The following is a 19,227-nucleotide window of genomic DNA, read 5'->3' as shown; positions in this document are numbered from 1 at the left end:
AAAGTTCCCCTTCCCCAGACCCCATCCCCTCAAAACTTTTCAATATGCTTCGCTGGATTTATTTATAAACCGTCATTCATAAATTACAGCTTTTGGTTATAAATCGTTCAGAATGCCGGGATAGTTTGTAAAGTAAGATAGTATCCCTGAGCGATGCAGGATATTTTGCAGTTCACTTGAAATTTCGGATATGTGAAGTTCTTTGCCGGCATCACGGAATTTACGGTTTAGGAAGCACAGGGCTTCCATGCCTTTGACGGAAGCCGCATGGGTCGCGGATAAATCCAGTGTCGGGGAGAAATTGCGTTTCAGCATACGGGTTCCGGTGCGAATCAAATCGGGGGCTATCCCAGCATCAAGGGTGCCTGATATTGCAATTGTAGGCGGAATGCTGCTTTCGTCAAAGCTGACAGAAGACGGCAGGGCCATTGAAGCTTTGCGTTTGATCGCGTCCAGAAAATTAATCTCTTCGCGCAGAAGCAGTAGCGGGATGAAGATGTTATCCAGCTTGTCTGCGACCCTATTTTTGTCCATATCTTGTGGAATACAGATCAACACACAGTCGTGGAGCTGTTCATATATTTTAGGAATGCAGCTGCTTATGGATTCGGGCGGGGCCGAGATAAGCACAATATCCGGGCGCAGATTATTCGCGCTGCCGACAATTGATTGTATATCGATTTCATCCAAATCACCTGTGGTCTTGAAATGGGTGAACAGGTCCCACGACAGAGGGACGTAGCCGTCACGAATGAGGATATCAGTTTTCAGCGCTGATTCAGAAACATGGAGCAGGCTGAACCCGTAGTGAGCGCAAATGCGTGCGATTTGCTCCGGGAATTCGAAGTATTCTAAAGGCATCTTCAGTTTGATTTCAGCTTTTTGGGCTAAGCTAACCATTTCTGAATCTGTGGGTAGAATAAAGTCTGCACAATCCGGGCATAAGTTTGGATATTTGGCGTAATCAAGCAGCCACGGGAAAGAGGGCGCGAAAATCATAGTCTTTTCTTTCGCGCCAGCCCGTTCTCCCACGGTCAGCATCAGCTCATTGAAATCCATATTGAAAAAAGGGATTCCAAAAGCCAGTTTTATGCGATCCGGGTTGTCGTAAATTTCCATTAAAATTCCTTACCCCAATTTATGCCTTTGTCCCATTTGACCTTGCCTTGTACTTTCTTCTGCTTGCGCAGCAGAATGTACAAAGCCCCGGCACCGCCGTCTTTTGGCTGGGCAGTGCAGAAAGCCAGTACCACGCGGCGGAAGGGATCGCGGGTCAGCCAGTCTTGAATTTCCCGTTTGAGTACGGAATGTCCACCCGGTGAGTTTTTACCTCGTCCGGTCACTGCCAGCACACAACGATTGCCCTGCAAAAAAGATTCGCGGATGAAAAACAGCAGGTTGTCAAAAGCCTGTTCGGAGTTCATGCCGTGCAGGTCTATATGCGATTCGTAGCTGAAGGCTCCGGCCTTAAGTTTTTGAAATACCTTGGAATCGGTTCCGCGTACATAGCCGAACATGAATTCGTCGGAATATTCCAATTCAAATTCGATTTTACCGGAAACAAGGCTGCTCAGGTATTCCTTACCTTCATCTTCTTCCGACATTTTAGGGGCCGGGGTTGGTTTCGGCTTCTGGGTGGCAACGGTAGAGCGGTCCATGGGCTTAACTCCATTCATGGCATTCATGAATGCCTGATCATCGTCCACTTCAATTTCCTTTTCTTCCGGCTCTATGGGGGCGGGCTTTTTCTTAACAGCTTCAAGAGCTTTTCGAACCGCCTTGGGAACATGTTCTTCTTTCTTGTCTTTTGTGAATTTGAGTCCCTTGAGATCTGACAGGGAACTCATTTTTTTCTTAGCCATAAAAATTTCTCCTGAAAAAATGAGTTACCAAATTAGTCATTATCCGGCGTGAAGTAAATCTTTCTATTCAGGAAATTTGAGTTTTTTTATTTTGTATCTTGACTTTTTCAGAGTCGTCACCATTTTTCATAACGTGCGTTTGGGCATTAAATCTGGATATTGTGAAATTAATCATTATTTATTCTGGACTTGAAAAGTGAATTTTATTAGCTCTTCAAAGCGTACTTAATTCGACTAAATAACTCCATTTTTGGCTTTTCGCTTATAAAGTGAGGAATTTCAATGCTTAAAATAGAAGACTTGCACGTCAGTATCGGCGACAAGGAGGTCATCAAAGGCCTCAACCTGCATATAAAAGAAGGGGAGACTTTCATCCTTTTCGGACCCAACGGTTCCGGTAAGACCTCCCTGCTCATGACCCTCATGGGCTTTAGTAACTACGACATTACCCAGGGCAAGATTACTTTCAAAGGTGAAGATATCACCTACGCCCCCATTTATGAACGTGCCCGTCTCGGAATCGGCATGTCCTTCCAGCGTCCCCCGACCATCCACGGCCTTAAGACTCGCCATCTGGTAAAGATGTGCGGCAACGGTTCCAATGTGGATGTTGAAATGCTGGCTCAGCGTGTCAATATGACCAACTTTCTCGACCGTGATATCAACTCCGGTTTTTCCGGTGGTGAGATTAAGCGTTCCGAGTTGCTTCAGCTCATGGCCCAGAATCCCGGCCTGCTGCTTTTTGATGAGCCGGAATCCGGCGTTGACCTCGAAAATATGCACCTGATCGGTAAAATGGTCCGCACCCTGCTTGATGGCGAAATTAAGCCCAATCTTGATCTGAGCATGAAAGAGCAGAAGATGAAGAAAAGTACTAAGACATGCGGCTTGATTATTACCCATACCGGACACATTCTGGATTACATTAATGCTGACCGTGGACAGGTTCTTTTTAACGGACACCTCTGCTGTGAAGCCAGACCTCGCGACATTTTGGAGCACATCCGCAAGTACGGATACAAAGAATGCGTGAAGTGCCTGAACTAGCAGTGTAAATCCACGGAGGAATATCATGAATAAAGTTGATCTGAACGATTTTAAATTTGATGGTCTTGAACACGATTTTATTGAAGACCTTTCTTCAATAGATGCTGAAGAAAAAGAGCAGTTGATCATGGCCGGTGTTGACGTGGACGCCAAGGATGTCAGCGGTACCTTTATGCAGGTTGACCACTCCAACGTACATTGCGGCACTAACGATAAAGACGTTGAAGTCATGGATATCAAGAAGGCTCTTGATAAATACGACGACCTGCCTGATTACTACTTCAAGCTTATTGATAAAGACAAGGACGAGTTCACCCGCAACGCCGCAGATAACCTGCATGGCGGTTACTTCGTACGCACCAAAAAGGGTGCGAAAATCGAAAAGCCGGTACAGTCCTGCCTCTTTCTCAAATCTGAAAATTCCGGTCAGAACATCCACAACATCGTTGTTGTTGAGGAGAATTCCGAACTGCACATCATCACCGGTTGTGCCGCTGCCCATGACAAGTTCACCGGCGGACATTTCGGTCTTTCCGAATTTTACGTTAAAAAGGGCGGTAAACTTACTTTCACCATGGTCCACAACTGGGGTGAAAATACCGTTGTACGTCCTCGCACTGTAGGTGTTGTTGAAGAGGGTGGAACGCTCATTAACAACTATGTGCTGATGAAAAAGGTAAAAGACCTTCAGTCTTACCCGACTATTTTCCTGAATGGTGAAGGCGCGGTTGCCCGTTTTAATTCCGTGCTGGTCGCTCCTGAAGGCTCCTATATCGATACCGGGACCCGGATCATCCAGAACGCACCCAACACCAAAGCGGAAACCATTTCCCGCACCATTACCACCGGCGGAACCATTATCTCCCGTGGGCATATTCAGGGTAACTACGAACCTGCACGCGGTCATATCGAGTGTCAGGGGCTTATCCTCGGCGGCGGACGCATTCATGCCGTTCCCGAGTTGGAGGCAACCGTGGAAGGTGTTGAACTTTCTCACGAGGCCGCTGTCGGTAAGATCGCACAGGAAGAGATCGAATATCTCATGGCTCGCGGAATGGATGAGGACGAAGCTACCTCAACCATCGTACGTGGCTTCCTGAACGTTGACATCATGGGCCTGCCTGAAAAGCTGCAAAAGGAAATCGATAAACAGATCGAAGAACTTGATTCCAGCGACGCCATGTAGGCATTTACGCATATTGAATTTAAAAGTGCCTTTCCTCGCGGGAAGGCACTTTTTTTGTGCCTCCGGCGGACAGAGGAAAATCTTTTCTAGGCTTTACTCCAGTTCGCCAGAGTAATTTGGGAATTGGACAACTATGTTGTAATGCCATATACGCAGAAACAGAAAATCTAGGTTTTACTTTATGTTTATTTCAATTAAAAATAAGTAGTTATTAAATGCCGGGATATAAGGTTCATGTTAGTGGCTCCGTTGTTGCCGGAGCTTTGGTTCTTCTGGGGCTGGTAAATATTGGTCTGTATGTGATTGATCCAGAGCAGGTGATTTCGTTGTTCGTGCTTTGCGTGCTGGGGGCTCTTTTCCCGGATATCGATACGGACTCAAAAGGCAAGAGAATCTTTTATTCAGGTATGCTTCTTTTGTCTTTGTCTCTGATTTATCTGGAGAGATTTAAATGGGCGGCTTATCTGGGGGTACTGGCCATGCTGCCCGGTATCAGTGCCCATCGCGGCTGGACCCATACATGGTGGGCCATGCTCTTGGTGCCCATGCCGATGTTGATTTTACCTTATTATTTATACGGGCAGCCTTTTCCTACTTTATTGCCCTATTATGTGGCTTTTGTGACCGGATATTTTTCGCATCTTTTGTTGGATCGTAAATTTATATAAAGAAACGGAATTGAGATTATCTCAATTCCGTTTCTCAGTCGTCTGGTTTACAATAACAGAGTATGGAGGATAATGGCCTAATCGTCGTTTTTCTCAAGAGCTTCCATCAGGCTGATAGTCAGCTTGAGAAAGTCTGCTTCGGTTAGTATTCCAACCAATCCGTTTTGCTCGTTAACCACCGGAAAACATCCATATTTATGATTTAGGAGCGTTGTGGCAGCTTCCTTCAAGGAAGTTTCGGCTGAAATTGTTTTGATGTCGGTACGCATAATTTCACCGACAGGAATTCCGGAATCAATCTCACCCTGAGTGTTTGGGTCAATGTCCGCCAGTTGCGAAATAGTGGCCCGCAGGATATCTCGGTGAGTTACCAGTCCGATAAATTCCCGCTTATCATTTACGATGGGGATATGTCTGATACGTTGCAGGTCCATTAGAGACCTAGCCATTTTTAAATTATCAGATTCGCTAAGGGTGAACAGTTCAGTTGTCATAAGATCGTCAACTTTGAGCATGTGGTCCTCCTTTTGTCCTTACTATAATCTCTCTTTATGTCGCTTTCGTGTCAAGATGTATGTGGAAAAAACGGGTTTAAACCTCAATTTGGACCATTCAGGTTGACTTGACCGCTAAAATCTGATTTTCAACTGCAAACAATGAATTAATCCGGTTGTTATTATTTGTCCGGGAATTCATAGTTAAAAAATAATTTTCAGGCTTACTGGGAACGGTTTTGCCTGACGGGGGATAAGTGCGTATAGACCCAAAGCGTTCCAGATTGAAAATGGTGGAAGAGCAGATTTCGGCCCGTGGCGTGGCTGATAAGAATGTTCTGGATGCCATGCGTAAAGTTCCGCGACACCTGTTCGTGCAGGACGCCCTAGCTTCACGTGCTTATTCAGACAGTGCTTTGCCCATCGGTGAAGGGCAGACTATCTCCCAGCCATACATCGTAGCAGTAATGTCCGAATTGCTTAAAATCGAGCCAGGGCATAAAGTACTGGAGATAGGAACAGGTTCCGGTTATCAGGCAGCCGTGCTTGCAGAGATGGGCGCGGATGTTTTTTCTGTGGAGAGGATTCGTAAACTGTTCATATCCGCACGCAAGCTTCTTTTTGATATGAGACATTTCAATATTCAGCTTAAGCTGGATGACGGTACTATGGGCTGGCCGGACAATGCCCCTTATGATCGTATAATTGTCACCGCAGGCGGACCTGAGATTCCTCAATATCTCCTCGATCAACTGGCTGATCCCGGAATTTTGGTAATACCTGTCGGAGGACAGAGGCGGGCGCAGCGGCTGATGCTGGTTACAAAAACAGATGGCAAAATCGAAACCACCGATATGGGCGGATGCGCCTTTGTTGATCTGGTGGGCAAACAGGGCTGGTAGGTCATAATGAATTTCGTTCAAGCTTGGAAAAAAGGTCCGGGGCCGGAATCCTTACGTGATTACTGCGTGCTTATCCTTAAAGGTTTATGCATGGGGGTTGCCGATATTATTCCCGGTGTTTCCGGCGGGACCATGGCCTTTATAACCGGGATCTATGATAACCTCATTGATTCAATCCGTTCCTTTAATGGGACGTTCATCAAAAGCCTGTTCAAGCTTGATCTGACCGGGGCTGTTGCCGAGGCACATCTTAAATTTCTGCTGCCCCTTTTGTTCGGGATTGTAGTGGCTATGGTTTCCATGGCTCAGGTTATTCATACCTTGCTAGGAACTCATCCGGTGCAGGTTTGGTCACTTTTCTTCGGTCTTATTGCCGCATCTATTCTAGTGGTCGGCAGAAGAGTTGGGGAATTTTCTGTTAAGAATGTTCTTTCCGGTGTTGTCGGTGCTGTGTTTAGTTTTTTTCTAGTGGGACTTATTCCTGTGACCACTCCCGACACCCTCTGGTTTGTTTTTATTTGCGCTTCAATTTCTATTTGCGCCATGATTCTTCCCGGTATCAGCGGGGCCTTTATTCTATTGCTTCTGGGTAAATATGAATTTATCACCGGAGCTATCCGCAATCCTACGACCGTTGAAAACGGTGCTATTCTGCTGGCTTTTGTCTGCGGATGCGCTTTCGGTATTTCTCTTTTTTCCCGTGTCCTGCATTTTTTGCTGGAAAAGCATCATGCATTGACAGTTAGTCTGCTCACCGGATTCATGGCTGGGGCCATGCGTAAGATCTGGCCTTGGAAAGAGGTTCTTGATTCGGTGGTGATACGGGGTAAGGTCCACGTCATAAGTGAGGCCAATGTGCTGCCTCCAGCTTATGACGGTGAATTTGCGAGTGCAGTGCTTTTGATGGTTGCCGGATTCGCAGCAGTGATTATCTTGGAATGGGTATCTTCAGCCAAGGACAGCTGAAGTTAACAGGGGAGAAGGCTTCCCTGAATTTTTAATATACAACAAAGGCATGGATATGAGTTCATCATGTAGTTCCTGCTCTTCTGCTCCCCAGAAGGGTGGCGACAAAAAAGCGAGTGCTGCTCAGGCTCTGCAAAATGAGTTGATTTCTTCAACTTTGCAGAAGATCAAATACAAAATTTTTGTAATGAGCGGCAAAGGCGGTGTTGGTAAAAGTTCTGTGGCGGTCAACATTGCCGCAGCTCTTGCTGATAAAGGTTTCAAAGTCGGTATCCTTGATGTTGACATCCACGGCCCCAGTGTTCCCCATCTGCTCGGAATTACCGGGCAGCTTGATGTTGAGCGCGGCAACCTCGTGGTTCCCAAAAAGGTAAACGACAACCTGCATGTTGTTTCCATGGAGTCCCTGCTCAAGGACCCGGATCAGGCTGTTCTCTGGCGTGGTCCCATGAAAACTTCCGCTATTAGACAGTTTATTTCCGACGTACAGTGGGGCGAGCTTGACTTTCTCGTCGTTGACTCCCCTCCGGGTACCGGTGATGAGCCCATGACCGTGCTGAAAACTATTCCCGAATCCCTTGCTGTGGTTGTTACCACTCCGCAGGAAATTTCCCTTGCCGACGTAAGAAAAGCGATCAATTTTCTGCAATACGCTAAGGCAAATATCATGGGTGTTGTGGAAAACATGAGCGGACTTGTCTGTCCCCATTGCCACGAGAACATCGACCTTTTCAAAAAGGGCGGTGGTGAAGAGCTTGCTGAAAAGTACGGCTTGCCTTTTCTCGGTGCTGTTCCCCTCGACCCAACTACTGTTGTCGCTGCTGACCTTGGCAAACCCGTGGTTCTTCTTGAGGAAGATTCCCCGGCCAAGATTGCTTTCCGCAAGGTAGCTGACGAGATCGCTGACGCAGCTGAAAGTAGCTTTGAGGTTGCTTCCAGTACTCATACTTAGAAAAAAACGGTTTTTTTCAGACCTAAACCGTTTGCCGGGTTGACATACAGTCTTCCTCGGCACAGAATCATGTAGTTTATGCGGGGGGCCGTTTTATGGCTCCCTGCGTTATACAAAGGCTTTCAGGCTTCAGGGCAGTTGCTCTGACTAAATGAATTTCACGACCCGGGACACTTTATGTTCAATCTTGCCAATTCCCTGACTCTTGGACGCATTCTTGCGGTACCTTTAATCGTTGTTCTGCTTTATTATCCGAGCAAGCTGACCATGTTTCTGGCAGCCTTTGTTTTTTTTCTGGCCTCGTTGACCGACTTTTTCGACGGGTACATTGCCCGCCGCAGCAATCAGGTTACCAATCTGGGTAAATTCCTTGATCCGTTGGCTGATAAATTGCTCATCTGTTCAACCTTGGTCATGCTGACCCATATGGGCTATGTAAGCGGTTGGATTACTGTGGTTATTATCTGCCGAGAGCTGGCTGTTACCGGACTCCGCGCCATTGCTGTGGATATGGGGCTGGTGCTTGCGGCCGATAAATTCGGAAAACTTAAGACCGTTACCCAGAGTTTTGCTCTCGGTCCCTTGTTGTTGCATTTCCCTTATTTCGGGATCGATATGCATCAGCTGGGAATGTGGATACTCTACGCGGCTCTTTTCTTGACTGTGTTTTCCGGAGCTAATTATATGTACAATTTGCATAAAGTCTGGTTAACTAACGAATAATAAAATTTTATTAGAAAAACGTCACAGACAGGACTATCAATGAACGGCAATGACCGACAAAACCTTGTGCTAAGGCTCAATAACTGTCTTGAAACAATTATTGAGATGGAGCAAGAGCTTGAAAAGCTTGACATGAACAGCAGGTTTATTGAAGAACTTGAAGTGCTTAAAGGATTTATGAGTAAAATGGAAAAAATCAGGGTGAGCGAAGCCGAAGTTGAACGGATCGAATCCGCTACTGATAACTTTTTGCTCGAACTCAGGGTTCCGCTTGGTCAGGTTGAGTCTCCTAGAAAAATGTTTATCCGGTTGCAGTAGGGGCTTCGCTAATGCTGCGACGTAGAGTTTTGCTGGGTTTATTGGTTATTATCAACCTTGTGCTGCTTATACGGCTTGGGTTGAGTGAACAAGGTTTTTTCGGCTACGTAGAGCTGGATGATAAGGTTCAGGAACTTGAGCGGAAGATTGACGCCGCAGATAACCGGACCCTTGAACTCAGCAGAGAAATTAGGCGGCTGAAGACTGATCAGGCGTATCAGGAGAAAGTCATCCGCAGCAGGATGAACTACGTTAAGGAAAATGAAGTGTTATATATTTTCCCCAAATCAGGGAAAGTAAAGACTCAGGGAGCAGGTGCAGATGCAAAGCAAGATTGAGTGGTATCAGGAAGTACTGGCTCTGGAGCCCAGCTCGAAAGTTTTTTTTCCTCTGGCCCGTCTTTATGTAGAGATGGGTAGCCACGAAAAAGCTGTAACCACTCTCAGGATGGGGCTTGACCGTCATCCTGATTATCTTGAAGCACGTCTGTTGCTGGTGGAAACCCTTGCCAAGCTTGGCCGGGATTCTGAAGCAAAAGCAGCCGTTGCTCCTTTGACCAGACTTTTTTCTTCATACCCCTCATTCTGGAAAATGTGGGGTGCTTCTGTTTCTGAAGGCAATGATGACGTTGCCGGGGCCATGGCCTTTCTTTTTTCCGCACTTCATGGTTCGCCCATGTCGTGGTCTGATGTTATGGCTGAAGGCATTAAGCAGCTGACCGGGGTTTCTGTTGCAGAACGTCCACAAAAAACCGAATCTGCTGAGACTAAGGATGAATTTGATAATGCCGGTGATTTTGTTCGGCCTGATCCCGAAGAGAGTGAACTGCTGGTAGATGAGATATCAGAAGCTGCTGCGCTTGTTGATTCTGATGGTGAATCTCCTGAAGCCCTGACTAGTGCCGTGGTCATGGATAGTCTCAAAACCAAGACAATGGCAGAAGTTCTAGCCTCACAGGGTGACCTTGAAGGTGCTCTTGAAATCTACCGCGATTTGCTTTGTAAGGCTTCAGATGATGAAAAAGAGGAACTGATGTCCTTTATGGCCGATATCTCAAGTCGTATAAGTCAGACTCCCATTGACGAAGTGGATGGCGATGATGCAAGTAAAGATCCTTATTTCAAACATGCCAAAAGTAAATTGATGAGTACCCTTGAACTTCTTGCTGAAAGGCTTGAAGCAAGGGCTACCAGATAAAAAATATTCCTATTTGCGGCCTTATTTAAAGATATAACTTAATAATATACATAAGGATTCGTGCTTACTATGCACGGAGTCCGGGTATGAGATATGGAATTAAAAAATTCAGTGCGTCTTGTCGCGCTTTTTGTTTTTCTGGCGACTATGCTGTGTGTGAGTGGGTGTGAATACGGCAGTAAGGTCTGGCATGATGCGCAGCAGACTGTGGACCCCAATCCTCAAATTAATCTTAAGCACGGTGGGATTAAAAATCCCAATGATAATAAACTGGCTCTCCTTTTTACCCCAGTGGATGCGAAGATTCTTTCTTTATGTGAGATTCTCTCCACTGTGGATTCCCATCCTGATGAAAATTGGTTCAAGCTTCTTTTCATGCGCTTTCCGTGGATCAGCGGTGTATTGACTGTTGATGACGAAGCGAGCGTGCTTGTTAAACTTCCTGAAGCGGAAATCAAGCCGTTTAAGCCCGGGCCGCTCATTGAGTATGAGGGAGACTGGAATGAGATCAATCTGAAATCTTTTGTCAGTTACTCTGAATTCGGCCCTGAAATGTATTTGGCAACTCCTTTTTTCAAGGATGCCGATTTCAAGGGGCTTGTAGTTGTTCATTTTGATCCCCGTATTTTGTTGAATTTTTGTCCGGACCCCAAGAAATTGGTCATCATGCAGCCTGACGGAGGCGGTGTCTGGACCGGAGCAGAAGATCTTAACAAAGAAGCACTTCTAAAAATCGACTGGGACGAACTTCTTGACAGTAAAGTCAGGGGCACGGTTTCCGTGGCCGATGTTGAATATGTCTGGTTGGCACGTTATGTTGGTGATACTCAGATCGTTTATTTGACCAAGATTGTTTCAAAGGAAGAAGAGGACGACGGCATACTCTTTTTTTAATTTTATAGGTCTTATTAGAAAAATCTGGTATTAAAGCTTAATTCTTTCTGAAAATCACTCAGCAGGGACATTCCTAAGGAGGATAAATGACCCAGCAGATCACTGTTACTGAGCACCTGTTACTGCACCAGAAACAAATCCCCGGAGCTACCGGGCAGTTCACCCGTCTTTTTAATGAACTTGTCCTTTCGGCCAAGATTATTTCAAGAGAAGTTAATAAAGCCGGACTCGTTGATGTTCTTGGTTTTACAGGTGAAGTTAATGTTCAAGGTGAGGAAGTAAAGAAGCTTGACGAATATGCAAACAGGATTCTGATTCACCGCATGGCCCGCTCCGGCGTACTTTGCGCTATGGCTTCTGAAGAGAATGCGGATATCATTGAAATTCCTCACGGCCTGCCTCAAGGGAACTACATAACTATCTTCGATCCTCTGGATGGGTCTTCCAATATTGATGTAAATGTCAATATCGGAACCATTTTTTCCATTTTTCGCCGGAAAAGCAAGCTGGGCACCCCAGTGCAGTCAACTGATGTACTTCAGGCTGGCTGTGAACAGGTGGCAGCGGGTTACATTCTTTACGGATCATCCACCATGCTGGTTTTTACTACCGGGGATGGTGTTCACGGTTTCACCCTTGACCCCGGTGTCGGTGAATTTCTTCTTTCCCATCCGAACATCAAAGTCCCGGATACCGGAAAAATTTATTCAGTTAACGAAGGTTACTGGCCGTTCTGGTCCGAGGCGACCAAGAAGGTTGTCGGTCATTTCAAATCAAAAGATAACATTCACGGTAAGCCATACAGCTTGCGTTACATCGGGTCCCTTGTGGCCGATTTCCACCGCAACCTTATTTATGGTGGGGTCTTCATGTATCCGGCAGACCATCGCGATCCCTCAAAGCCGCGCGGTAAGCTGCGGCTTCTCTGTGAAGCCTCGCCAATGGCTATGCTGATAGAGCAGGCCGGAGGCTTGGCTACCGATGGAACAAAGCGCATTCTTGATATTGTCCCTGATGATCTGCATCAGCGTGTTCCCTTGTTTATCGGCTCTCGTCACGAGGTAGAGACCATCAGTTCTCTTTATAAGGAGTATGACGGATAATGCTCTGTCTCGGTATTGAAAGCTCCTGTGATGAAACAGGACTTGCCCTTGTGCGTGATGGAAAACTGATTGCGGAAAAACTGGCTTCTCAGGTTGACGTGCATGCCGTATTCGGCGGTGTTGTGCCGGAAATTGCTTCTCGCGAACATTTGCGCGTGCTCCCTGTGTTGCTGCGCGAATTGCTGAAGGAACAAGATCTGACCATTGATGATATCGATGTTGTTTCCGTAGCTAGAGGACCTGGGTTACAAGGCTGTTTGCTTATGGGTTTAAGCTTTGCCAAGGGACTTGTGCTTTCCAGTCGTGCGAAACTGATCGGGATTAACCATCTTTGGGCACATCTAACTGCGGCAGGACTGGAGCAGGAGCTGCAATTTCCTTCTCTGGGGTTGCTGGTTTCCGGCGGACACACCCACATTTACCTGATTGAAAGTCCTTTGAAATTTACTTTACTTGGCAGAACCCTTGATGATGCTGCCGGGGAAGCTTTTGATAAGACCGCAAGATCCTTGAATCTTCCCTATCCGGGAGGTAAGCTGGTTGATGATCTGGGCAAGCAGGGCGTTGTGGATAAAAAACTTTTTCCCGTACCTTATATCAATAACGATAACCTCGATTTTAGTTTCAGCGGTTTGAAAACCAGAGTGGCTAATTACGTAAATAAGCATTCTGAATTGCGCCTTGATGCCATGGGTGTGCCGGATGAGGGCCGCGAGGACTCCGTAATTTCAGAGCAGCGTAAAAATATGCTGGCCTCATTTAACTACACAGTGGGCCGAAAACTTGAGGTTAAGGTTGAGAGGGCTCTTGAGCGGAACAGGGGTGTTAAGTCTCTGATCGTAGCGGGCGGTGTTGCCGCAAATTCGGTTGTCCGTTCCGTTATGGCAGATGTGGCTGCAAAATTTTCTATTCCGTTGGTTTTGCCCTCCATGCATCTCTGCACCGACAACGGTGCCATGATTGCTTATGCCGGGTATCTTATGGCCAATGCCGGATGTCGGCATGATCTTGATCTGGAGGCAATCCCCCGCGGCAGGGTGGTTCCTTCCGATTGGATTTGTGACGCTTAAATTTGCGAAGCGGGTGTTGCCTTTGCCTTTAAGGGTGGGTAGTATCTTTTCAGAGCATTGATAACCTATTGTGTCTGTTCATCTTGACACTTGGGTCAACGGGAATTAAATTTATACATTGAATATCACCCTCAAGGGTGAAATCCGGAAGAAGAAAAATTGATGTGTCTTTTTAAAGGCGCACCAACCTGAATACTGTAACAAGGAGAAAATCATGGCTTTGCAGGTAACCGATTCCAATTTCCAAGAAGAAGTTCTCAATAGTGATAAGCCTGTTCTGGTTGATTTCTGGGCTCCGTGGTGCGGACCCTGTCGTGCAATGGGACCTGTGATTGACGAGCTTGCTGAAGAATTCTCCGGTCAGGTGAAAATCTGCAAGATGAATGTAGATGATAACCCTGCATCTCCCGGAAAGTATGGCATTCGTGCTATCCCGACCCTCATCCTTTTCAAGGATGGCGAAGTTGTAGACCAGACCACTGGCGCAGTTTCCAAAAGTAGCATTAAGGAAATGATCAGCAGCAAGGCTCTGTAAATAATGAAGTCTTATGACGCCGTTGTAATCGGGGGCGGCCCTGCCGGAATGGCGGCCGCCCTTTATCTTGCGAGGGCAGGAGTTAATTTTCTTGCCATTGAAAAGATGTCCCATGGCGGACAGATGCTCTTGACGGATGAGCTGGAGAATTTCCCCGGATTTCCTGATGGAATCAAGGGGTACGAGCTGGCCGACAGAATGGACAGGCACGTTAAACATTATAAGTTTGACCATGTTTATGATGAAGTGCTGGAGCTTATTCCCGGTGAAGAGTTTCATGAAGTTGTGGTTGCGAGCGGTGATCATCTTAAAACCCAGGTCGTTATAATTACATCTGGTGTGACTTTTAGAAAATTAAAGGTTCCTAACGAGGAGAAGCTGCTTGGACGCGGGGTTTCATACTGTGCCCTGTGTGACGGTCATTTTTACCGGGATAAGGTTGTGGCTGTGATTGGCGGCGGTAATTCTGCGCTTGAGGAGTCTATCTATCTTTCCAGACTGGTAAAAAAACTTTACCTTGTGCATCGCAGGGGTGAATTTAGAGCGGACAGGGTTTATCAGGACAAGTGTTTGGCTAACCCGGTGATTGAGCCGATTTTTAATTCAGTTGTTTCAAAGATTGTAGGGGATATGGAAGTGGCCGGTCTTGAGGTCAGGGACGTAGACTCCGGAGATTATTCCGTTCTTGATGTGGACGGAGTTTTCATTTTTGTCGGCTTTGACGCCGTGTGCAGTTTTTTTCCTAAAGAACTGGCACTTGATAAGTATGGATTTATAAAGACAACCTGCGAAATGGAATCAAGTATTCCCGGAATATACGCAGCAGGTGACATCCGCTCGAAGAAATGCAGGCAGGTTGTCACTGCCGTGGGTGACGGAGCTACAGCCGCCACGGCCGCATATGCGTATCTGGAACATAAATAATGCGAAATAAATTTTTTTCTATTGTTTTAGCTTCTTTTTTACTCATCAGCCTTACTGGCTGTGGACTTATTGATTATTATTTTCTCCCTAAACCTGAAGATACCGCACAGGAGCTTTATGAAGCCGGTGTGGAAGCTATGTCGGAAAAAGAGTATTACGATGCTGCGGAGTTTTTTTCCAAATTGAAAGATCGTTATCCGTTCAGCCCGTATACCGTAAAAGCAGAGATTAGCCTTGGCGATGCATATTTTCTCGATAAGAAATACTTTGATGCTTCCGAGGCGTATAAGGAATTTTCAGCACTTCATCCCGGTAATGATGAGATTCCATATGTGCTGTATCAGATCGGTCTGAGTAACTATTCTCTTTTTAGTTCCATTGATAGGCCGCAGAACAATATTACCGAAGCCCTTGAATATTTTTACAGGGTTGAAGAAGCATACCCGGATAGTCAGTATGCCAAGGCCTCCAAGGAATATATTGTAAAATGCCGCCGTGCACTGGCTGATCATGAATTGTTCGTTGCCGATTTTTTCTGGAGATCTGAAAAGTTCGGTTCCGCATGGAAGCGTTATGCATATGTGGTCAGGAATTTTAAAGACCTGCCTGAAGTGCGTAAGTACGCCATGAAACAGGCAGAAATGTCTTACTACGAATATCAGAAGACCCTCTCTCAGGAAGAGCGCGAGCGTCTTCAGGGAAGCTGGAAAGAGCTGGTTGATTGGCTCTAGTTCCTGCAATCTATGTTTAAAATAAGCCCGGCAGATGTGTTTCTGCCGGGCTTTTATTTAGTGAAGTTTAATCCTTTTCTTGTTAATACCCGGCTAAGCCATATTAAAAGGTTTTGGGATTCTTAAACCCTTTTGCAAAAGGGTTTAAGCCGCCGGAGGCGAAATCTTTTCTTAAAAAAGCGGAGCGCATCCCATCCAAAACCACCGGAGACATATATGTTTGAATTTCCACTTTGGTTGCAGGATTACCAGATAGCTGACGATATTTTCGGTGAAGCTTACGAAGCCACCTTGCCGCCACAGCGCGCATGGCTGAAAAAGACCATCGCCCAAGTTTACGGAATTAATTCCCCGGAAGCACCAGGTAAAACATGGAAAGTGAATACATGGCGCGGCGGTTTTGAAACGGAAGTTTCCACTGCACCGTTGGAATGGACTGTATTGCTTCTGGATGAAAAATCTGTGTCGGCAGTACGTATTCTGGCCGCGTTGGTCCCGGCTCTTGCTGCCGGGGTAAAGAAGATACTAGCTGTATCCTGCGGAGAAGGTGATATTTCCCGATCAGTGCTGGCTGGTTTTGAGCTGGCCGGGCAGGAGGATGTGGTCAGGCTTCCGCAGGAAAAGGTTGAGGAATTGTTGGCTTCACTTTTCTCTGGAGGTGTGGAAGGAGCGGTACTTGATTTGCGCGGCACCCCCGACTTTATACCTCATGGATCATGTGTGCGTTACTGGCGTGCACCGGAAATTTCCAGTATATCCGTCTATAAGGAAGATGACTCTCCTGATATGGATGTGCTTGCTTTTGTTCATCCTGATGTTGAATTAGTTGAAGAGGATGAAGATTCCTTTGATGACGCTGAGACTGATGCTGCGGTTGTTCCTGCTGAAATTGTCGGCGATGCATTGCTTAATTTCAGTATTGTGCTGGCCCATGGGCAGGAAGGTTGCTGGCTGTGGAACGGCTTTAACAGTTCCTTTTTCAAACGCGAATCCGTAGCTCTAGCTGTGGCTGAATAAGTATTATACCCGGAAGGTGACCTGTGAACGCAAAGCCTGATTTCTCTATGAAAGGTATTGGAAAGATACGCAATATTGGCGTTATTGCCCATATTGATGCCGGTAAGACTACGGTCACCGAGCGTATGCTTTATTTTTCAGGTCGTATCCACAGGCTGGGTGAGGTTCACGAAGGAACCGCCACCATGGACTACATGCCTGAAGAGCAGGAGCGCGGAATTACAATTACTTCTGCTGTGACCACCTGCTACTGGGGAGAGAAAACAGTCAATATTATCGACACTCCCGGCCATGTTGATTTCACCATTGAGGTTGAGCGTTCCCTGCGGGTACTGGACGGTGCCGTTGGTGTGTTCTGTGCTGTGGGCGGGGTAGAACCGCAATCGGAAACTGTCTGGCGTCAGAGTGAGGCGTATGGGGTACCTAAGCTCGTATTCATTAATAAAATGGATCGGCTGGGTGCTGATTTTGATGCCGTGCTGGAATCCATGGCCGACAAACTAGGCATTAAGAGTCTTCCGGTGCAGGTTCCGGATGGAGCCGAGGATGAATTTTCCGCAGTATACGATATTATCCGTATGAAGAAGCTGGTTTTTGATCAGGACAGCAATGGCGAAGAATTTGACGTGCTTGATCTGGATGCACAGGATGAGGAATTTGTTGCACCGTGGCGGGAACGAATGTGCGAGACTCTTTCTGAAGTGGATGATGAATTCATGGAGAGGTATCTGGAAGATGATATTGATCCAGAATATATTGATGAAGTGATTCGCAGAGCGACTCTCGGCTTGGAATTGGTTCCTGTCTTTTCCGGCTCGGCATTGAAGAACGTCGGAATTCAGCCGCTGATGGACGGGGTTGGAAAATTTTTGCCAAGCCCGTTGGAAGCATCCAAGGTCACCGGGATCAATCCGCGTACCGGGGTTGAGATAGAAGTGGAGCCTTCTGCTAATGGACCGTTTCGGGCCCTTGCATTTAAGGTGGTCATGGATTCGGGGCGCAAAATGGTGCTCATGCGTATTTATTCCGGTAAGATAGAAGCCGGGGATACTGTAACTAATTTCACGCAGTCCAAGGATGAACGGGTTGCCCGGCTTTTCAAGATGCACGCAGGGCGTAAGGAGCCTCTTGATATGGCCGGAGTTGGTGACATTGTTGGTGCTGCCGGATTGAAGGATACCCGTACCGGGGACACACTTTCAATTGGCGAAACTCCGCTTGTGCTGGAACAGATCGAAATGTACAAGCCGGTTATTTCCATGGCCATTGAACCGCGCAATGTGGATGAGTCTGAAAAGCTTGAAGAAGTTCTGGATAAATATTTACAGGAAGACCCGACACTTGCTCTGAAGACTGATGAGGATACTGGCCAGATTATTCTTTCCGGTATGGGGGAGCTTCATCTTGAGGTTGTGCTGGATCGCATGCGTCGAGAATACAAACTCGAACCGAGGTCGGGTAAACCGCAGGTTGTTTATCAGGAAGTTCCCGGCGGCAATGCTGAAGCCGAGGAAGAGTTTGACAAGCTTCTTGGCGATGATAAGCATTATGGCTATGTGCGTCTGGCTGTTGAACCACAGGAACGCGGAACAGGCCGGAATGTCGTTTTTGAGATCGATCCTGATGAATGGTCTTCCGAGTGGATGGATGCCGTTGCCGAAGGAGTGGATGACGGCTTGCATAGTGGGGTTATTAAGGGTTTTCCGGTTCAGGATGTGAAAGTTCGTATCCTTGAACTGCGTAAACGGGACGGGGAATCCAGTGTTCCCGGATATCATATGGCGGCGGGCAAAGCTCTGAAAGCTGCTCTGGCTGCATCTTCGCCCAAGTTGATGGAACCGATTATGGATGTGGAAATTTCGGTTCCTGATGAATTTGTGGGCGATGTTATCGGGCTTCTTGGTTCAAAGGGGGCTCGCATAGAAAATATGCTTGACCGCAACAACCAGAAGATCGTTCAGGCATTATCTCCGTTGCGGAGTATGTTCGGTTTTTCTACCGATCTCAGGTCATCCACTCAGGGAAGGGCCGGATTTGCCATGAAGTTCCACAGTTTTGATGTTCTGGATTAAATTGGGCGGAGATCAGCGTTTTAGGAATTAATTCAACAAAGGGAAGTTGATGCAGAGGAATTTCAGCAGATGGGAGAAGTTAAAAAGACTTCTCAAGCTACAGTATTTTAAGTTGATGCGTATCAACGCATCACCGCACAATATTGCCATGGGGGTTGCCTGCGGTGTTTTCGGCGGGTGTTTTCCTGTAATTCCGGGGTTGCCTTTGCAGACAGTCATTGCGGTGGCAATGGCTTTTTTGACCCGAAGTAGTAAGATCGCAGCAGCCGTTGCCACATGGGTTTCAAATCCCTTAAACTGGTTACTTTTTTATTATGTTCAGTTTAAGATTGGAACTTTTTTGTTGCCCATAGATGTTCAATTCGATCCGGCTAAGTGGCAGGTTTCCGATTTTATGGATATCGGCTGGCAGGGCGTTACTATTCTTATTTTTGGTGGTTTTGTGCTTGCCATTCCAATGGGAATAATTTCATATTTTATAGCTCTTTATTTTGTGCGTCGGTATCGCAGGCGTAAGACTTTGCGGATGCTTGCCCGCAGGAAGAAGCTGTAAGTGTTATTATTTC

The 19,227-nt window shown here is 46.6% G+C and carries 22 protein-coding genes; 19 read left to right on the top strand and 3 right to left on the bottom strand.

All coding sequences use genetic code 11. From position 1 onward, the window contains the following. Positions 1–96: 96 nt before the first annotated feature. Positions 97–1,119 carry an anti-sigma factor antagonist gene (locus D0S45_00735; GenBank protein TIH19897.1) on the bottom strand — a complete coding sequence of 341 codons (1,023 nt, stop codon included), beginning with the start codon at positions 1,117–1,119 and terminating at the stop codon, positions 97–99. Continuing rightward, entirely contained in the window at positions 1,119–1,862 is a 744-nt protein-coding gene (locus tag D0S45_00730) for a DNA mismatch repair protein MutS (protein TIH19896.1), read from the bottom strand. The genes D0S45_00735 and D0S45_00730 overlap by 1 nt, the downstream gene beginning before the upstream one ends. Before the next feature lie 282 nt (positions 1,863–2,144). On the opposite strand from D0S45_00730, the gene D0S45_00725 reads away from it, so the two are divergent. The 3 genes from D0S45_00725 (at position 2,145) to D0S45_00715 (ending at position 4,763) form a co-directional block, all read left to right on the top strand. Then, on the top strand, positions 2,145–2,909 hold the full coding sequence (locus D0S45_00725) for an ABC transporter ATP-binding protein (GenBank protein ID TIH19895.1): 765 nt from the start codon (positions 2,145–2,147) through the stop codon (positions 2,907–2,909). A 25-nt stretch (positions 2,910–2,934) separates the two neighbouring features. After that, entirely contained in the window at positions 2,935–4,095 is a 1,161-nt protein-coding gene (locus D0S45_00720) for a SufD family Fe-S cluster assembly protein (GenBank protein TIH19894.1), read from the top strand. Between the two features lie 215 nt (positions 4,096–4,310). Then, entirely contained in the window at positions 4,311–4,763 is a 453-nt protein-coding gene (locus D0S45_00715; protein TIH19893.1) for a hypothetical protein, read from the top strand. A gap of 77 nt (positions 4,764–4,840) precedes the next feature. Here the strand turns inward: D0S45_00715 and D0S45_00710 are convergent, their stop codons facing one another. Then, positions 4,841–5,278, bottom strand: a complete 438-nt coding sequence (locus tag D0S45_00710; protein ID TIH19892.1) for a CBS domain-containing protein — start codon at positions 5,276–5,278, stop codon at positions 4,841–4,843. A gap of 236 nt (positions 5,279–5,514) precedes the next feature. On the opposite strand from D0S45_00710, the gene D0S45_00705 reads away from it, so the two are divergent. The 16 genes from D0S45_00705 (at position 5,515) to D0S45_00630 (ending at position 19,214) form a co-directional block, all read left to right on the top strand. After that, positions 5,515–6,159 (top strand): protein-L-isoaspartate(D-aspartate) O-methyltransferase, encoded by a 645-nt coding sequence (locus tag D0S45_00705; protein ID TIH19891.1) that lies wholly within the window; start codon positions 5,515–5,517, stop codon positions 6,157–6,159. A 6-nt stretch (positions 6,160–6,165) separates the two neighbouring features. Then, positions 6,166–7,125, top strand: coding sequence for a DUF368 domain-containing protein (locus D0S45_00700; GenBank protein TIH19890.1), 960 nt, complete (start codon positions 6,166–6,168; stop codon positions 7,123–7,125). A gap of 55 nt (positions 7,126–7,180) precedes the next feature. Beyond that, positions 7,181–8,077 (top strand): ATP-binding protein, encoded by an 897-nt coding sequence (locus tag D0S45_00695; GenBank protein TIH19889.1) that lies wholly within the window; start codon positions 7,181–7,183, stop codon positions 8,075–8,077. Positions 8,078–8,254: 177 nt separating this feature from the next. Next, positions 8,255–8,800: a CDP-diacylglycerol--glycerol-3-phosphate 3-phosphatidyltransferase gene (pgsA, locus tag D0S45_00690; protein ID TIH19888.1), complete on the top strand. Its 546-nt coding sequence runs from the start codon at positions 8,255–8,257 to the stop codon at positions 8,798–8,800. 39 nt (positions 8,801–8,839) lie between these two features. Then, entirely contained in the window at positions 8,840–9,118 is a 279-nt protein-coding gene (locus D0S45_00685; GenBank protein TIH19887.1) for a hypothetical protein, read from the top strand. Between the two features lie 11 nt (positions 9,119–9,129). Beyond that, on the top strand, positions 9,130–9,456 hold the full coding sequence (locus tag D0S45_00680; protein ID TIH19886.1) for a septum formation initiator family protein: 327 nt from the start codon (positions 9,130–9,132) through the stop codon (positions 9,454–9,456). Then, a complete protein-coding gene (locus tag D0S45_00675; protein TIH19885.1) occupies positions 9,440–10,315 on the top strand; it encodes a hypothetical protein in 876 nt (291 codons plus the stop codon). The genes D0S45_00680 and D0S45_00675 overlap by 17 nt, the downstream gene beginning before the upstream one ends. Positions 10,316–10,408: 93 nt before the next feature. Continuing rightward, positions 10,409–11,209, top strand: a complete 801-nt coding sequence (locus D0S45_00670; protein ID TIH19884.1) for a hypothetical protein — start codon at positions 10,409–10,411, stop codon at positions 11,207–11,209. 86 nt (positions 11,210–11,295) lie between these two features. Next, entirely contained in the window at positions 11,296–12,312 is a 1,017-nt protein-coding gene (locus D0S45_00665; protein TIH19883.1) for a class 1 fructose-bisphosphatase, read from the top strand. Then, complete coding sequence (gene tsaD, locus D0S45_00660; protein TIH19882.1) at positions 12,312–13,382, top strand: tRNA (adenosine(37)-N6)-threonylcarbamoyltransferase complex transferase subunit TsaD; 1,071 nt, start codon at positions 12,312–12,314, stop codon at positions 13,380–13,382. The genes D0S45_00665 and tsaD overlap by 1 nt, the downstream gene beginning before the upstream one ends. Before the next feature lie 214 nt (positions 13,383–13,596). After that, positions 13,597–13,917, top strand: a complete 321-nt coding sequence (gene trxA, locus D0S45_00655) for a thioredoxin (GenBank protein ID TIH19881.1) — start codon at positions 13,597–13,599, stop codon at positions 13,915–13,917. A gap of 3 nt (positions 13,918–13,920) precedes the next feature. Further along, the gene (locus tag D0S45_00650) at positions 13,921–14,841 is read left to right on the top strand and encodes an FAD-binding protein (GenBank protein TIH19880.1); all 921 of its coding nucleotides are present in this window, start codon (positions 13,921–13,923) and stop codon (positions 14,839–14,841) included. Continuing rightward, the gene (locus D0S45_00645; protein TIH19879.1) at positions 14,841–15,572 is read left to right on the top strand and encodes an outer membrane protein assembly factor BamD; all 732 of its coding nucleotides are present in this window, start codon (positions 14,841–14,843) and stop codon (positions 15,570–15,572) included. Before D0S45_00650 ends, D0S45_00645 begins: the two co-directional genes overlap by 1 nt. Before the next feature lie 216 nt (positions 15,573–15,788). Further along, the gene (locus D0S45_00640; GenBank protein ID TIH19878.1) at positions 15,789–16,589 is read left to right on the top strand and encodes a hypothetical protein; all 801 of its coding nucleotides are present in this window, start codon (positions 15,789–15,791) and stop codon (positions 16,587–16,589) included. A gap of 47 nt (positions 16,590–16,636) precedes the next feature. Further along, positions 16,637–18,661, top strand: a complete 2,025-nt coding sequence (fusA, locus tag D0S45_00635; GenBank protein TIH20266.1) for an elongation factor G — start codon at positions 16,637–16,639, stop codon at positions 18,659–18,661. Between the two features lie 49 nt (positions 18,662–18,710). Next, complete coding sequence (locus tag D0S45_00630; protein ID TIH19877.1) at positions 18,711–19,214, top strand: DUF2062 domain-containing protein; 504 nt, start codon at positions 18,711–18,713, stop codon at positions 19,212–19,214. Positions 19,215–19,227 lie beyond the last annotated feature (13 nt).

Source organism: Marinifilum sp. JC120, from assembly GCA_004923195.1.
GTDB lineage: Bacteria > Desulfobacterota > Desulfovibrionia > Desulfovibrionales > Desulfovibrionaceae > Maridesulfovibrio.
The sequence above is the reverse complement of the archived record's forward strand: the minus strand, read 5'-3'. Positions and strand labels throughout refer to the sequence as shown.

What these genes read in the sequence shown, in the direction of transcription:
- tsaD (TIH19882.1), top strand. Translation starts at nt 12,312, where the DNA reads ATGCTCTGTCTCGGTATTGAAAGCTCCTGTGATGAAACAGGACTTGCC.
- D0S45_00630 (TIH19877.1), top strand. Translation starts at nt 18,711, where the DNA reads ATGCAGAGGAATTTCAGCAGATGGGAGAAGTTAAAAAGACTTCTCAAG.
- D0S45_00680 (TIH19886.1), top strand. Translation starts at nt 9,130, where the DNA reads ATGCTGCGACGTAGAGTTTTGCTGGGTTTATTGGTTATTATCAACCTT.
- D0S45_00720 (TIH19894.1), top strand. Translation starts at nt 2,935, where the DNA reads ATGAATAAAGTTGATCTGAACGATTTTAAATTTGATGGTCTTGAACAC.
- D0S45_00735 (TIH19897.1), bottom strand. Translation starts at nt 1,119, where the DNA reads ATGGAAATTTACGACAACCCGGATCGCATAAAACTGGCTTTTGGAATC.
- D0S45_00675 (TIH19885.1), top strand. Translation starts at nt 9,440, where the DNA reads ATGCAAAGCAAGATTGAGTGGTATCAGGAAGTACTGGCTCTGGAGCCC.
- D0S45_00650 (TIH19880.1), top strand. Translation starts at nt 13,921, where the DNA reads ATGAAGTCTTATGACGCCGTTGTAATCGGGGGCGGCCCTGCCGGAATG.
- D0S45_00730 (TIH19896.1), bottom strand. Translation starts at nt 1,862, where the DNA reads ATGGCTAAGAAAAAAATGAGTTCCCTGTCAGATCTCAAGGGACTCAAA.
- D0S45_00710 (TIH19892.1), bottom strand. Translation starts at nt 5,278, where the DNA reads ATGCTCAAAGTTGACGATCTTATGACAACTGAACTGTTCACCCTTAGC.
- D0S45_00640 (TIH19878.1), top strand. Translation starts at nt 15,789, where the DNA reads ATGTTTGAATTTCCACTTTGGTTGCAGGATTACCAGATAGCTGACGAT.
- D0S45_00725 (TIH19895.1), top strand. Translation starts at nt 2,145, where the DNA reads ATGCTTAAAATAGAAGACTTGCACGTCAGTATCGGCGACAAGGAGGTC.
- D0S45_00695 (TIH19889.1), top strand. Translation starts at nt 7,181, where the DNA reads ATGAGTTCATCATGTAGTTCCTGCTCTTCTGCTCCCCAGAAGGGTGGC.
- D0S45_00715 (TIH19893.1), top strand. Translation starts at nt 4,311, where the DNA reads ATGCCGGGATATAAGGTTCATGTTAGTGGCTCCGTTGTTGCCGGAGCT.
- D0S45_00670 (TIH19884.1), top strand. Translation starts at nt 10,409, where the DNA reads ATGGAATTAAAAAATTCAGTGCGTCTTGTCGCGCTTTTTGTTTTTCTG.
- D0S45_00700 (TIH19890.1), top strand. Translation starts at nt 6,166, where the DNA reads ATGAATTTCGTTCAAGCTTGGAAAAAAGGTCCGGGGCCGGAATCCTTA.
- pgsA (TIH19888.1), top strand. Translation starts at nt 8,255, where the DNA reads ATGTTCAATCTTGCCAATTCCCTGACTCTTGGACGCATTCTTGCGGTA.
- D0S45_00665 (TIH19883.1), top strand. Translation starts at nt 11,296, where the DNA reads ATGACCCAGCAGATCACTGTTACTGAGCACCTGTTACTGCACCAGAAA.
- fusA (TIH20266.1), top strand. Translation starts at nt 16,637, where the DNA reads ATGAAAGGTATTGGAAAGATACGCAATATTGGCGTTATTGCCCATATT.
- D0S45_00645 (TIH19879.1), top strand. Translation starts at nt 14,841, where the DNA reads ATGCGAAATAAATTTTTTTCTATTGTTTTAGCTTCTTTTTTACTCATC.
- trxA (TIH19881.1), top strand. Translation starts at nt 13,597, where the DNA reads ATGGCTTTGCAGGTAACCGATTCCAATTTCCAAGAAGAAGTTCTCAAT.
- D0S45_00685 (TIH19887.1), top strand. Translation starts at nt 8,840, where the DNA reads ATGAACGGCAATGACCGACAAAACCTTGTGCTAAGGCTCAATAACTGT.